The following is a 12,662-nucleotide window of genomic DNA, read 5'->3' on the forward strand; positions in this document are numbered from 1 at the left end:
AGGGCCAGCCACATGCCCGGCGCGGGCTTGCGGCAGGCGCAGCCGTCATCCGGGCCGTGCGGGCAGAAGGCCGTGTCGGCCAGCGACACGCCGTGCTCCCCCAGCAATTCGCCCAGCCGGGCGTTGCAGGAGTGCAGGTCCGCCTCGGTGAAGTAGCCCCTGCCGATGCCCGACTGGTTGGTGACGAGAAACAGCCGCGCCCCGGCGGCGGCAAGGGCGGCAAGCCCCCGGGCCGCGCCCGGCAGCAGGGTGACGCCGGAAGGGTCGGACAGGTAATGCCGGTCCTCGATGACGGTGCCGTCGCGGTCGAGCAGCACGGCGCCGGGAATTGCGATGGATGTTGATGCACGGTTCATGGTGGGGCAACTTGTGGCACGGCGGGCCGCTTTTTTCAAGGCGACGGCCCGCCGCCGCGCATTGCGGCGGACCACGACGGGTAGGGGCGGCTCGCGGGCAATAGGCCATCGTGCGGCCCTGCGTTGCCATTCGACGCCGAGCCGCATAGGTTCTTCCGATGTGGCGGTCCGGCAGTATCTGCGCCCGCCCCGCCCGTTCCTGTCGATTCCGCCCGGCGGTACATCCGCACGGACGGCGCACTCCCACACACGTACGCCGCGCATCGGCGCACAGGACATGACATGCTTGCGCTCACCGTGGCCGTTGCGCTTTCGCTCATCATCTCGGCCTGCTGTTCCGTTACCGAGGCCATCCTGTATTCCGTGCCGTGGAGCCACGTGGAGCAGTTGCGCAAATCGGGGCGCAAGGCGGGCCAGGTGCTGTTCGAACTGCGTTCGCGCATCGAGCAGCCCATCACCGCCGTGCTCACCCTGAACACCGTGGCCAACACGGCGGGGGCCGCCATTGCCGGGGCCTACGCGGCGGACGTGCTGGGCGACGAGCACATGGCCGCCTTTGCCGCCGGGTTCACGGTGCTCATCCTGATCCTGGGCGAGATCATCCCCAAGACAGTGGGGGTGACCTATGCCCGTCCGCTTTCGGAATACGTGGCCCGCCCGGTGCGCGTGCTGGTGGCGCTGCTGATGCCGGTCATATGGCTGGGCGGGCGCATCACCCGGCTGTTCACTCCACCCGGCGGCGGCGCGCCCCACGCCACGGAAGACGACATCCGGGCCATCGTCAGCCTGTCGCGCCGGGCCGGGCGCATCCAGCCGTATGAAGAACTTTCCATCCGCAACATCCTGTCGCTGGACCAGAAGCGGGTACACGAAATCATGACCCCGCGCACGGTGGTCTTTTCGCTGCCTGCCGCCATGACCGTGGCCGAGGCCCACGAACAGCCGGACTTCTGGCACTACAGCCGGGTGCCGGTGTGGGGCGAGCACAACGAGGATGTGGTGGGCATCGCCCCCCGCCGCCGGGTGCTCAAGGAAGTTGCGGAAGACAACGACACGTTGCGCCTGTCCGAGGTGATGCAGCCGGTGCACTTCGTACCCGACACCCAGACCCTGGACCGCACCCTGTTGCAGTTCCTGGATGCGCGCACCCACCTGTTCGTGGTGCTGGACGAGTACGGCGGTCTTGCTGGAGTCATCTCGCTGGAGGATGTGCTGGAAGAAATACTGGGCCGCGAAATCGTGGATGAAACCGACAGGGTGGACGATTTGCAGGAACTGGCCCGACGCCGCCGCGCGGAACTGACGAGCCAGAAGGAATAGTTATCGTTAGTATTGTTGCGTTTGCCGCATCCACTCTGATTCCGACATGTTATCCCGGAACATGCAGTGATGTGAAAGCCTTTGCACGAACGCTGCCCCCTTGCCACAACGGCGGAAACGCCGTATGCCAGACGCAGCCGTACGCGACATTTCCGTAGGGACCGAGGCCATTTCAGGGTGCTTCGCCTCCGCTCCGGACGCATCGCGCGGCAACGCCCCAGAGGCGAATGCATCTGATGCAATCCGGCACCGCCACACGGCGCCGCGAGACGATACACAGTTCGCAGCCGGTCACTGACCGGCGGATCATGCGGGCGGCCACGCCAGCCGTCCGCGCGGCGCCACCGGCGCCTGCACCATGAACGCGCCCGCGCGACCAAAGGGACGGCCCTTCCGACAACGGCATGGGCGGCACAGCCCCCGGCCCACGCGTGATGCGGCGGCGCACTTCCCTCCTTTCCGGACATGGTCGGAACAGCATTCGAAACCGCCGGAGCGGGAAGGGAAGCCACAAGGACCACATATGTCGAAGAAGAACGGCAAAAGCCTGTACCTCGTGGCCCTCGCCCTGTTTCTGGGTGGGGTGGGCTATCTGGTGTTTTCGGGCTTTTCCCAGAACAGCGTGTACTTCCTGAACGTTTCGGAAGCCCTCGCCATGCCCTCGGACAAGTTGCAGTCCATCCGCATGTTCGGCACGGTTGCCCCGGAAGGCATCGCCAGGCTGGACGACGGGCCGGGCGTGCGCTTTCTGCTCGAAGACAAGGACAACCCCGGGCAGACCGTGCGGGTGATGTACCGCGGGGCCGTGCCCGATACCTTCAAGGAAGGCGTCGAGGTCATCGTGGAAGGCGGCATGCCCCAGGGCGGAGCCGCCGCAGAATTCCGCGCCAAGACGCTGATGACCAAGTGTCCCTCGAAATACGAAAAAGAAAACCGTAAGGGATGATGCCCGGCGGTTGACGCGACGCGGGCTGGCCAGCCTTCCGTACCGTGCTTGCGGCTGACGGATGGCCATCCGGCACGTGCCGCGTCCCCTTGCCCCACGCCCTGCGTCCGCGACACACATGTGGAACACGCGGCATGGCGGATGCCACCGGCACCCGCTTCTGGCCGCACGACGCACCGCACCCGCACATCCCTCACATATCGGCAGGAGACTTCATGCACCTTTCCGCCTACTTGCTGCTTGTCGCATCGCTGCTTTTCGCCCTCTTCTTCGCCGGGGCGGCAGCCGCGCAACTGTGGCAAGGGCGTTCCACGGCGCTGCCGTGGATCGAAAAAGCGCACCTGATGCTGACCGGGTTCATGACCCTGTCATCCGTGGTGCTGCTGCACGCCCTTGTCAACTTCGACTTCTCGCTCGTCTACGTCGCCAGCTACACAGACCGCGCACTGCCGCTGTTCTACCGCATGACGGCCTTCTGGGCCGGGCAGGCCGGGTCCATGCTGTTCTGGGCGTGGTGCGTGGCCCTGTTCGGGGTCATTTTCGCCGTCACCAACGGCTACCGCGACCTCAGCCCCCAGACCAAGCTGTGGTACTGGCTGTTCTTCCTGGCCGTCATGGCCTTCTTCCTGCTCATCCTCACCGCGTGGAGCAACCCGTTCCTCACCGCCGCCCCGGCCCCTGCCGACGGCAACGGCCTGAACCCGCTGCTCCAGAACCCCGGCATGATCTTCCACCCGCCGCTGCTCTTTCTGGGCTACGGCGGCTTCGCCATCCCCGGCTGTCTCGCGCTGGCCCAGGCCATGAGCAACGGCTATGGCCGCGAGGGCGCGTGGGCGGGCATTTCCCGGCCCTTCACCCTGACGGCATGGCTGTTCCTGACCGCAGGCATCGTGCTGGGCGGCTGGTGGTCGTACATGGAACTGGGCTGGGGCGGCTACTGGGCATGGGACCCTGTGGAAAACGCCTCGCTCATCCCGTGGCTGGTCTCCACCGCGTTCCTGCACACGTCGGTCATCGAATCGCGGCGCGGCAAGCTGCACCGCGTGAACATCCTGCTCATGGCGCTGACCACCATCTCCGCCTTCTTCGCCACCTACCTGGTGCGCAGCGGTGTGGTGGATTCGCTGCACGCCTTCGGCGACGGCGGCGTGGGCCGTCCGCTGCTGATCTTCATCCTTGCATCCACCGCGCTTACCGTGGCGGTCACGCTGATCTGGCGCAAGGACGACGCCAAGCCCCTTTCCGGCATCGACAGCCGCGAAGGATTCCTGGTGCTGGTGGCCTGGGTGCTGCTGGCCCTTTCCGCCATCATCCTCGTTGCCACCATGTGGCCCGTGTTCAGCAAGTTCTGGGTCGAAAAGCCCATGGGGCTGGAGCCCGCCTTCTACAACCGGGTGTGCCTGCCGCTGTTCGCGGGCATTGCGGTGCTGCTGTCCATCTGCCCCTGGCTGGGCTGGAAGGGCGGCGTGCGCAGCATGCCCAAGCTCCTGGCCGTGCTGGGAGTGATGGCCGCCGTCACCGCCATGACCTGGTACACCTACCGCATGCCCATGGCCGCGCTGGGCGCGGGCGCGGGCGCGGCCTGCGTGGCGGGCATCATCATCCTGCTCACCACAGAGGCACACGTCCGGCGCAACAACGCCTCGCTGGCCGCCCACGGCGTGCACCTGGGCCTGGCCCTGATGGTGCTGGGCGTGGCCTTTTCCGGCCCGTACAAGCTGGAACAGGAAGTGGAGATTCCCCGCGACACCACGGTAAAGCTGGGCAAGTACGACCTGCGCTACGTGAACCTGTACGAGGGTGAAGGCGCGGGCTACATCTTCATCGAGGCCGAACTGAACGTCACCCGCGAGGGCGCGCCCGTGGGCGTGCTGTCGCCCCAGCGCCGCCTGTACGCCAAGTTCGACCGCCAGGCCTATGCCGAAGCGGCCACCATCTTCGGCCTTGGCGACGAACTGTACGCCACCCTGCTGGGGGTTGATTCCTCCGGCGCGGCCACCCTCAAGGTCAGCGTGAACCCGCTGGTGAACTGGGTGTGGATTGGCGGCACGCTGATGTGCATCGCGCCCTTCCTGGGGCTGGGGGGCCTGCGCCGTCCGTCCTCGTCGCGCGACGAGGACGGCGACACCGGAGACGGGCAGGAGGCATGATGCTGCTGCGGCTGACCAGGGTCGCCAAGTTCTACGGCAACCGGCTGGTGATCAAGGACGTCTCGTTCGAGGTGTCCGCCGGTACGGTGACGCTGCTGGCCGGCCCCAACGGGGCGGGCAAGTCCACGCTGCTCAAGCTGATGGCCGGGCTTTCCCGGCCCAGCGCGGGCAGCGTGGAGCACGGCGCTGCCCCGGACGCTTCCGGGGACGCCCTTGGCTACCTTGGGCACCAGACGTTCATCTATCCCGAACTCACCGCCTTCGAGAATCTGGCCTTCTGGGCGCGTCTGCACGGCCTTGCACCGGAGCGTTGCTCCGAAGAGGCCCTGCTGGCCGCCCTGGAGCGCATGGAGCTGAAACGCTTCGCCTTCGAGCGGGCGGGCGGCTTTTCACGCGGGATGGCCCAGCGGCTGAACCTTGCACGGGTGCTGCTGCTGTCGCCGTCGCTGCTGCTGCTGGATGAACCCGGCACCGGGCTCGACACCCGGTCCATGGCCATCCTGCACCGCGAAATCGCCGCCGCGCGCGACCGGGGCGCGGGCATTGTCTGGATCAGTCATTCCGTGGCCGAAGACCTTGCCCGGGCCGACCGGGTGCTGGCCATTGCCGACAAGCGCGTGGTATACAGCGGCCCCGCCGCCGACTACGTTCCGGAGGCCGTGGCATGCTGAGCGCCGCCCTTGCCATCGCATCGAAAGACCTGCGCCTGCTGCTGTCACGCGGCACCGGCCTGGTCCAAGCCCTGCTGCTGGGACTGCTGCTGATCTTCGTGTTCAGCCTGTCGCAGCGGGTGGGCGAGGTGATGGGCCCGCAGGGGGCCGCCGCCATCTTCTGGCTGGCGTCCGCCTTCTGTCAGGTGCTCATCTTCAATACCCTGTTCGCCATCGAGGAAGCCAACGGCGCCCGCTTCGGGCTGCTGCTGGCCCCGGTGCCGGTACAGGCGGTGTGGCTGGGCAAGGGCATTGCCGGGTTTACCCTGCTGCTCTGCGCCCAGGCCGTGTTCCTGCCCGCCGCCATCGTCTTCCTTGGCCAGACCGTGTCGCCCCTGTGGCACGTGGGCCTGGCCACCGTGCTGCTGGCGGACGTGGGCATCGTGGCACTGGGCGCGTTGCTGGGCGCGCTGTCGCAAGGGCAGGCCGCCCGCGAATCGCTGCTCAGCATCGTGCTGTTTCCGCTGCTGGTCCCGGTGCTGCTAGCGGGCATCCGGGTGGGCGCAGCCGCCTTCGCCGACGACATCCCCGAGGGGGTGGAATCGTGGCTGGGGTTGGTGGCCGCCTTCGACGCGCTGTTCCTTGGCGCGGGCATCGTGCTCTTTCCCTTCGTGTACGGCGGGGAAGAATAGCTGAAAGCAACTGATCGGGGGGCTCCGCCCCCTGGCCCCCGCAAGGGGGCACGCCCCCTTGACCCCATTTTCGGAACCGGCCCGCTTCGCGGTCCGATTCCGGACAAGTAGTGAACTTTGAACATCCCCTTATAAAAAGTTTGGGGGGATGGGGGTCCGGGGGAAGGAGACCCTTTGCCTCAGCCGTTAGGCGAGGTTGCGAGCCTTACGGATGAGGACCGCAACGCGCAAAGGGTCCCTTCCCCCGGAAAAGAAATACAATGCCGCCCAGGCGGCAGCGAGGCACCCATGCAAACGAACCGGCTTTCCCCCGCAATGCCCCTTGTCGGCATTGTCGCGGGCCTGGCCCTCGCGCTCTGCCAATACATGATCTTCGTGTACGCCCCCGTGGAACAGACCATGGGCATCGTGCAGAAGATCTTCTACTTCCACATGCCGCTGGCGTGGTGGTCGCTGATCAGCTTCCTTACCGTGTTCGTGGCCAGCATCGCCTTTCTGCGCACCCGCAACTGGAAGTGGGACGCGCTGTCCGGCGCCGCCGCCGAAGTGGGCGTGCTGTTCAGCGGCCTTGCCCTCATCACCGGCTCCATCTGGGGCCGCCATTCCTGGGGCGTGTGGTGGACGTGGGATCCGCGTCTGACCACCACCCTGGTCATGTGGTTCGTGTACGCGGGCTACCTTGTGCTGCGCACCCTCGACCTGCCGCGCGAGCGGCTGGGCACCGTCTCCGCCGTGGTGGGCATCGTGGCCTTCCTCGACGTGCCGCTGGTGTTCCTGTCCGCCCGGCTGTGGCGCTCCATCCACCCCGCCGTATTCGCATCCAAGGGCGGGGGACTGGAAGCGGAAATGAAGACCACCGTCATCGCCTGCATCGTCGCCTTCGGCTTTCTGTGGGTGGCGCTGACCTGGCTGCGCGCGGCGCAGCGGCGCATGGCGGCACGCATCGACGTGCTTGCGACGCAAACCACCATCTAGCCTTGCAAAAGGCAGGAGGTTCGAAAAAATATGGAGAGCACCCAATGGCTCCTGGTCGCCAACGCGGCCGTGTGGCTCGGCATCGGCGCCTACCTGTTCCTGATGGCCCGCGCGCAACAGAACCTGGACCGGCGCATCCGCCACATGGAGATGCTTGGCGATGACAAATAGCACCCTGACCATGAATCCGCTGGACGGCGGTCGCAAACTGGTGTTGCTGGCCGTGTGCGTTGGCCTGGCAGCCATGCTGGGCGCCTCGTTCCTGTACCGCCTGTCCAACCCCACGCTGGTGCAGCAGGGCCGTCAGGCCGCCGCGCAGGAAGAAGGGGAACACTCGGGCGAGATGGAAATCGTTTCCGCGCTGATGCAGAAGGTGCAGCAGAACCCCAACGACGCTGGCGCGCTGTTCGCCCTTGGCCAGCACTTTCTGGATCATTCCGACTGGGCGCGCGCCGAAGGCTTCCTGGCCCGCGCCGTGGTGGCTTCGCCCGCCGACCCGCAGCCGCTGTACATGCTGGGTATCGCCCAGTACCAGCAACAGTCTTTCGAGAAGGCGGCGGAAACCTTCGAGCGGCTCATCGAAATCGATCCCCAGCCCGCCGCGCGCTACAACCTGGGCATCCTGTACCGCCACTACATGAAGGCCGAAGCCAAGGGCAACGCCCACCTGAAGGCCATCCTGGATGACCCCAAGGCCCCGGAAGACCTCAAGGCCCAGGCCCGGCAGGAACTGGAGTCCGCCGTGCATGGCGACAAGAAGCCGCAGGACAAGAAGCAGTAGCGGGCGCAGCCCCGCAGCATGACGACACTCACAGGAAGGGGCGGACCACCGCCCCTTTCGCGCATGCACGGGACCGCGATGCGATATGAAGGTCAGGCATCCGGCAATGCCGCATTGCAAGTGCTGGCGCAACATGAAGGCAAGAGGAAAAGGACAGGGAAACACACGCAGGCCCTGGCCGGCACGGCAGAGCATCCCCCCCTGGCCGGCACGGCAGAGCATCCCCCCCTGGCCGGCACGGCAGAGCATCACCCCCTGTCCGGCACGGCAGAGCATCACCCCCTGTCCGGTTCGATTGTCTGCCTCCACCCTTGCCCGGCGCAGTCTGTTGCCGTCCGATGCCGCCCGCCTGGCACTGTTTGGGGAAACAACCCGAATCTTGACAATACGGCGCCTTGACAGATATGATGGTTGATTAAATTTTGACATATTTGTCAAACCTGCCAAGCCCAACGACCCGCCCTTCGTTCGGAGGCAGACGGGGAAAACGGTCCGGAGCCGCGCGGCCCGGACGCTCCAACCAACCCGCCCGGAGAGAGAGCATGAGCAAGATCGTGTGCAAGGCACTGACGTTCGACGACGTCCTGCTGCAGCCCGGCTATTCCGAAGTCACCCCCGACCTCGTGGACGTCTCCACCTGGCTCACCCCCGAAATCCGCCTCAACATTCCCCTGCTCAGCGCCGCCATGGACACCGTGACCGATTCCGGCATGGCCATTTCCATGGCCCGCAACGGCGGCGTCGGCGTCATCCACAAGAACATGCCCGTGGACCGCCAGCGCATCGAGGTCGAAAAGGTCAAGAAGTCCGAAAGCGGCATGATCATCGACCCCGTGACCATCGACCCCGACTATTCCGTGCGCCAGGCCCTGGAGTTGATGGCCGAATACCGCGTCTCCGGCCTGCCGGTGGTGCGCGGGGTGGAACTGGTGGGCATCCTGACCAACCGCGACGTGCGCTTCGTCAAGGACCTGGAAGGCACCCAGGTGCGCGAGGTGATGACCAGCAAGAACCTGGTCACCGTGCCCGTGGGCACCACCCTGGACGAGGCCAAGGACCTGCTGCACGCGCACCGCATCGAAAAGCTGCTGGTGGTGGACGAGGGCAATCGCCTGAAGGGCCTCATCACCATGAAGGACATCGACAAGGTCCAGAAGTACCCGAACTCGTGCAAGGACGACAACGGTCGCCTGCGCGTGGGCGCCGCCATCGGCATCGGCAAGGACTGCGAAGAGCGCGCGGGCGCGCTGCTGGGCGCGGGCGTGGACTTTCTGGTGCTCGATTCCGCCCACGGCCATTCGCGCAACGTGCTGCGCGCCATCGAGATGGTCAAGGGCGCCTTTCCCAAGTGCCAGCTGGTGGCGGGCAACGTGGCCACCTACGAAGGGGCCAAGGGCATCCTGAAGGCGGGCGCCGACACCGTGAAGGTGGGCATCGGCCCCGGCTCCATCTGCACCACCCGCATCGTGGCGGGCGTGGGCGTGCCACAGGTGACCGCCATCCTCGAATCCGTGCGCGCCGCGCGCGAGCTTGGCCGCTGCGTCATTGCCGACGGCGGCGTGAAGTTCTCGGGCGACGTGGTGAAAGCCATCGCCATGGGCGCGGACACCGTGATGGTCGGCAGCCTGTTCGCGGGTACCGACGAAAGCCCGGGCGAAACCATTCTGTATCAGGGCCGCTCGTACAAGATCTATCGCGGCATGGGCTCCATCGACGCCATGAAGGAAGGCAGCTCCGACCGCTACTTCCAGGAAAAGAGCAAGAAGCTGGTGCCCGAAGGCATCGTGGGGCGCGTGCCCGTGAAGGGCCCGGTGGCCGAAAGCCTGTACCAGTTGGTGGGCGGCCTGCGCTCGGGCATGGGCTACGTGGGCGCGGCGGACATCAGGGAATTGCAGGAAAAGGCGCAGTTCGTGGAGATCTCCGCGGCGGGGCTTCGTGAAAGCCACGTCCATGATGTGATCATCACGAAGGAATCTCCCAACTACCGCATCGACAATAACTAGCCGCTCGGCATTTTCGGTTCCGGCATCGTCAGGCATCGGCGGCGGCGCGGGTCACGCACGGAAGAGTGCGCTCCCCTTGCCGCCCCTCGCCTTCCTTGCCTGAACCGAAACTCCCTTCGCGGCCAGGGGCGCGCACCGCCGGAGAAAGGCAAGAATGCCCTCCGCGCAAACGCCAAACCAGACATCACGGCCTCACAACGCATATCACGATTGCCCGATGCACCCCGCGCGGGCGACAGAGGACAGCACATGGAAGCACAGACCAAGGTCATCATCATCGACTACGGTTCGCAGGTGACGCAGCTCATCGCCCGTCGCGTGCGCGAGGCTGGCGTCTATTCCGAAATCCACCCCTGCATCGTCACGGCGGATCAGGTGCGCGCCATGAAGCCCGCCGCCATCATCCTGTCCGGCGGCCCGGCCAGCGTGGGCGAGGCCGATGCCCCCACCCTGGAAAAGGGCCTGCTGGAGCTTGGCGTGCCGGTTCTGGCCATCTGCTACGGCATGCAGCTTCTGGGGCACAACCTGGGCGGCCAGCTGGCCACCTCGGAAACCCGCGAGTACGGCCCCTCCGACCTTACCCTGCTGGGCGACTGCCCGCTGTGGGACGGCATCGACAAGTCAGCCCCCACCCGCGTGTGGATGAGCCACGGCGACAAGGTCAAGACGCCCCCGCCCGGCTTTGCCGTGGTGGGCCGCACCTCCACCCTGGACGTGGCGGCCATGGCCGACGACGCCCGCCGCATCTACGCCGTGCAGTTCCACCCCGAAGTGCACCACACCGAGGAAGGCGCCCGCATCATCAGCAACTTCCTGTTCCATGTGGCCAAGCTGAAGGCCGACTGGACCATGTCGTCGTTTGTCGAGCGCGCCATCAAGGAAATGGCCGAAACCGTGGGCGACCGCCACGTGGTGTGCGCCCTTTCGGGCGGCATCGATTCCACCGTGGTGGCCGTGCTGCTGCACAAGGCCATCGGCAAGCGCCTGCACTGCATCTTCGTGGACAACGGCGTGCTGCGCCTGAACGAAGGTCAGGAAGTGGTGGACTACCTGCGCGAGCACTTCGACCTGAACCTGAAGTACGTACAGGCCCAGCGCCGCTTCCTCGACAAGCTGGAAGGCGTGGAAGACCCCGAGCAGAAGCGCAAGATCATCGGCTACACCTTCATCGAGGTGTTCGACGAGGAGGCCAAGGCCCTCGGGCACGTGGACTTCCTGGCGCAGGGCACCCTGTACCCCGACGTCATCGAGTCGGTGTCGCACAAGGGGCCTTCCGCCGTCATCAAGAGCCACCACAACGTGGGCGGCCTGCCGGAAAAGATGAACCTGAAGCTCATCGAGCCGCTGCGCGAACTGTTCAAGGACGAAGTGCGCAAGGTGGCGGGCGAGCTGGGCCTGCCGGACTTCATCATCTGGCGCCATCCCTTCCCCGGTCCGGGCCTTGCCATCCGCGTCATCGGCGAGATCACCGAGGAACGCCTGGACATCCTGCGCAAGGCCGACAAGATCGTGCAGGCCGAGCTGATGTCCTCCGGCTGGTACCGCAAGGTGTGGCAGGGCTTCGCCGTGCTGCTGCCGCTGAAGACCGTGGGCGTCATGGGCGACGGCCGCACCTACGAGCATGTCATCGCCCTGCGCATCGTGGACAGCGTGGACGCCATGACGGCTGACTGGGCGCGCTTGCCTTCCGAACTGCTTGAGCGTATTTCGAGCCGGATAATCAACGAGGTAAAGGGCGTGAACCGCGTGGTTTACGACATCTCCTCGAAGCCGCCGAGCACCATCGAATGGGAATAGGCGGACCGCGTTCGCCAAGGTGCGCCAGGGGGCGCCCCTAGATGAACGCCCGGCGGACGCACGGGGGCCGCAAGGCCCCCGTGACGCCCCCGCCACCTTTGGCCGAAGGGCCGCGCCACGGCGCGGCGCCCACGGGGCATGGCCGGTCATCCCGGCTCAGGCCCGCAGCACTGCAACCAAGGCGGTCTGTCTTCAATGTTCGGCATCGGCAGCACGGAACTTCTGGTCATCATGGTCGTGGCCCTCATTGTCCTTGGTCCCAAGAACCTGCCCAACATCGCACGCACCCTGGGCAAGGCCATGGGTGAATTCCGCCGGGTTTCCACAGACTTCCAGCGCACGCTGAACACCGAGATAGATCTCGAGGATCACGAGCGCCGCAAGAAGGAAGCCGAAAAGGAATTCTTCGACGACAAGACCAAGGCCGAAGCCCCCAAGGCCGAGTCCGCCAAGCCCGCCACCGAAGCCAACGGTAAGAACGCATGAGCCGGGACGACAAGGACGCCGCCAAGGCGGAGCCCGTGTCCGAAGGTGATCGCGAGAAGCGTGCGGCAACGGGCGGACCGGACGCCCCGAACCCGAACTCGTACGATCCTGACGCGTACGATCCGGACGCTGCGGAACGATGCGCCGCTGCGCTGGACGCCATCGACGCTTGCGAGCGGAAACCCGCGCTGCAGGCAGCCCCCGATGCCGAGCTGGCGTACGCCTCTTGCGGCGCCATAGATGAAGCCACGGCGAAGGCCCCAGCGCCTTCTGATGCGCCCGCCAGCGATGCTGCCGACGCCGCCCCGGCGGATTCCGCTGCAGCGGAAGTCGAACCGGGCGAGCCTCGCTCCGTCGAGAGCGTGATCGCCGCCGCAGTGCTGCCCGACTATGAGCCGGACGGCTCCGACGCGCCCCCCGCCGCCAGTCAGGAAGCCGGGCGGGACGCCCCCGACGCCGCGTCATCTGCCGACCAGAGCGGATCCGCCCCCCCCCCCGGGGACGGC

General features: G+C 66.3%; 12 protein-coding genes and 1 pseudogene. 12 read left to right on the forward strand and 1 reads right to left on the reverse strand.

The genetic code is table 11. The features are described 5' to 3' along the window. Window positions 1-356: HAD-IIIA family hydrolase (locus FVW20_RS15710; protein ID WP_196610342.1), on the reverse strand; the 356-nt coding region annotated here is incomplete at its 3' end. Window positions 357-638: 282 nt separating this feature from the next. Between FVW20_RS15710 and FVW20_RS15715 the strand changes: the two genes are divergently transcribed. From FVW20_RS15715 to FVW20_RS15770, 12 genes and pseudogenes are all read left to right on the forward strand, one after another. Beyond that, window positions 639-1,676 (forward strand): hemolysin family protein, encoded by a 1,038-nt coding sequence (locus FVW20_RS15715; protein ID WP_196610343.1) that lies wholly within the window; start codon window positions 639-641, stop codon window positions 1,674-1,676. 523 nt (window positions 1,677-2,199) lie between these two features. Next, window positions 2,200-2,622 (forward strand): cytochrome c maturation protein CcmE, encoded by a 423-nt coding sequence (locus FVW20_RS15720; RefSeq protein WP_196610344.1) that lies wholly within the window; start codon window positions 2,200-2,202, stop codon window positions 2,620-2,622. Window positions 2,623-2,837: 215 nt separating this feature from the next. Further along, entirely contained in the window at window positions 2,838-4,772 is a 1,935-nt protein-coding gene (locus FVW20_RS15725; protein WP_196610345.1) for a heme lyase CcmF/NrfE family subunit, read from the forward strand. After that, window positions 4,772-5,443 (forward strand): ABC transporter ATP-binding protein, encoded by a 672-nt coding sequence (locus FVW20_RS15730; RefSeq protein WP_196610351.1) that lies wholly within the window; start codon window positions 4,772-4,774, stop codon window positions 5,441-5,443. The genes FVW20_RS15725 and FVW20_RS15730 overlap by 1 nt, the downstream gene beginning before the upstream one ends. Continuing rightward, window positions 5,437-6,114, forward strand: coding sequence for a heme exporter protein CcmB (locus FVW20_RS15735; protein WP_167128749.1), 678 nt, complete (start codon window positions 5,437-5,439; stop codon window positions 6,112-6,114). The genes FVW20_RS15730 and FVW20_RS15735 overlap by 7 nt, the downstream gene beginning before the upstream one ends. Before the next feature lie 288 nt (window positions 6,115-6,402). Further along, complete coding sequence (locus FVW20_RS15740) at window positions 6,403-7,089, forward strand: cytochrome c biogenesis protein (RefSeq protein ID WP_196610346.1); 687 nt, start codon at window positions 6,403-6,405, stop codon at window positions 7,087-7,089. A 30-nt stretch (window positions 7,090-7,119) separates the two neighbouring features. Next, window positions 7,120-7,260: a CcmD family protein gene (locus FVW20_RS15745; RefSeq protein WP_015946743.1), complete on the forward strand. Its 141-nt coding sequence runs from the start codon at window positions 7,120-7,122 to the stop codon at window positions 7,258-7,260. Further along, window positions 7,250-7,870 (forward strand): tetratricopeptide repeat protein, encoded by a 621-nt coding sequence (locus FVW20_RS15750; protein WP_196610347.1) that lies wholly within the window; start codon window positions 7,250-7,252, stop codon window positions 7,868-7,870. Before FVW20_RS15745 ends, FVW20_RS15750 begins: the two co-directional genes overlap by 11 nt. Before the next feature lie 542 nt (window positions 7,871-8,412). Then, on the forward strand, window positions 8,413-9,873 hold the full coding sequence (gene guaB, locus FVW20_RS15755; protein WP_196610348.1) for an IMP dehydrogenase: 1,461 nt from the start codon (window positions 8,413-8,415) through the stop codon (window positions 9,871-9,873). Window positions 9,874-10,122: 249 nt separating this feature from the next. Continuing rightward, complete coding sequence (gene guaA, locus FVW20_RS15760) at window positions 10,123-11,670, forward strand: glutamine-hydrolyzing GMP synthase (RefSeq protein ID WP_196610349.1); 1,548 nt, start codon at window positions 10,123-10,125, stop codon at window positions 11,668-11,670. A gap of 195 nt (window positions 11,671-11,865) precedes the next feature. Then, the gene (gene tatB / locus FVW20_RS15765; protein WP_196610350.1) at window positions 11,866-12,156 is read left to right on the forward strand and encodes a Sec-independent protein translocase protein TatB; all 291 of its coding nucleotides are present in this window, start codon (window positions 11,866-11,868) and stop codon (window positions 12,154-12,156) included. Continuing rightward, window positions 12,153-12,662 (forward strand): annotated as a pseudogene (locus FVW20_RS15770) (hypothetical protein); the annotation flags it as partial. The gene tatB and the pseudogene FVW20_RS15770, both read left to right, overlap by 4 nt.

This window comes from Nitratidesulfovibrio oxamicus (genome assembly GCF_015731765.1).
In the GTDB taxonomy this organism is placed as follows: domain Bacteria; phylum Desulfobacterota; class Desulfovibrionia; order Desulfovibrionales; family Desulfovibrionaceae; genus Cupidesulfovibrio; species Cupidesulfovibrio oxamicus.

Bases quoted from the DNA above. Each gene is read 5' to 3' on its own strand.
- FVW20_RS15720 (WP_196610344.1), top strand. From the start codon at position 2,200: ATGTCGAAGAAGAACGGCAAAAGCCTGTACCTCGTGGCCCTCGCCCTG.
- FVW20_RS15725 (WP_196610345.1), top strand. From the start codon at position 2,838: ATGCACCTTTCCGCCTACTTGCTGCTTGTCGCATCGCTGCTTTTCGCC.
- tatB (WP_196610350.1), top strand. From the start codon at position 11,866: ATGTTCGGCATCGGCAGCACGGAACTTCTGGTCATCATGGTCGTGGCC.
- FVW20_RS15745 (WP_015946743.1), top strand. From the start codon at position 7,120: ATGGAGAGCACCCAATGGCTCCTGGTCGCCAACGCGGCCGTGTGGCTC.
- FVW20_RS15750 (WP_196610347.1), top strand. From the start codon at position 7,250: ATGACAAATAGCACCCTGACCATGAATCCGCTGGACGGCGGTCGCAAA.
- FVW20_RS15730 (WP_196610351.1), top strand. From the start codon at position 4,772: ATGCTGCTGCGGCTGACCAGGGTCGCCAAGTTCTACGGCAACCGGCTG.
- FVW20_RS15735 (WP_167128749.1), top strand. From the start codon at position 5,437: ATGCTGAGCGCCGCCCTTGCCATCGCATCGAAAGACCTGCGCCTGCTG.
- FVW20_RS15715 (WP_196610343.1), top strand. From the start codon at position 639: ATGCTTGCGCTCACCGTGGCCGTTGCGCTTTCGCTCATCATCTCGGCC.
- guaA (WP_196610349.1), top strand. From the start codon at position 10,123: ATGGAAGCACAGACCAAGGTCATCATCATCGACTACGGTTCGCAGGTG.
- guaB (WP_196610348.1), top strand. From the start codon at position 8,413: ATGAGCAAGATCGTGTGCAAGGCACTGACGTTCGACGACGTCCTGCTG.
- FVW20_RS15740 (WP_196610346.1), top strand. From the start codon at position 6,403: ATGCAAACGAACCGGCTTTCCCCCGCAATGCCCCTTGTCGGCATTGTC.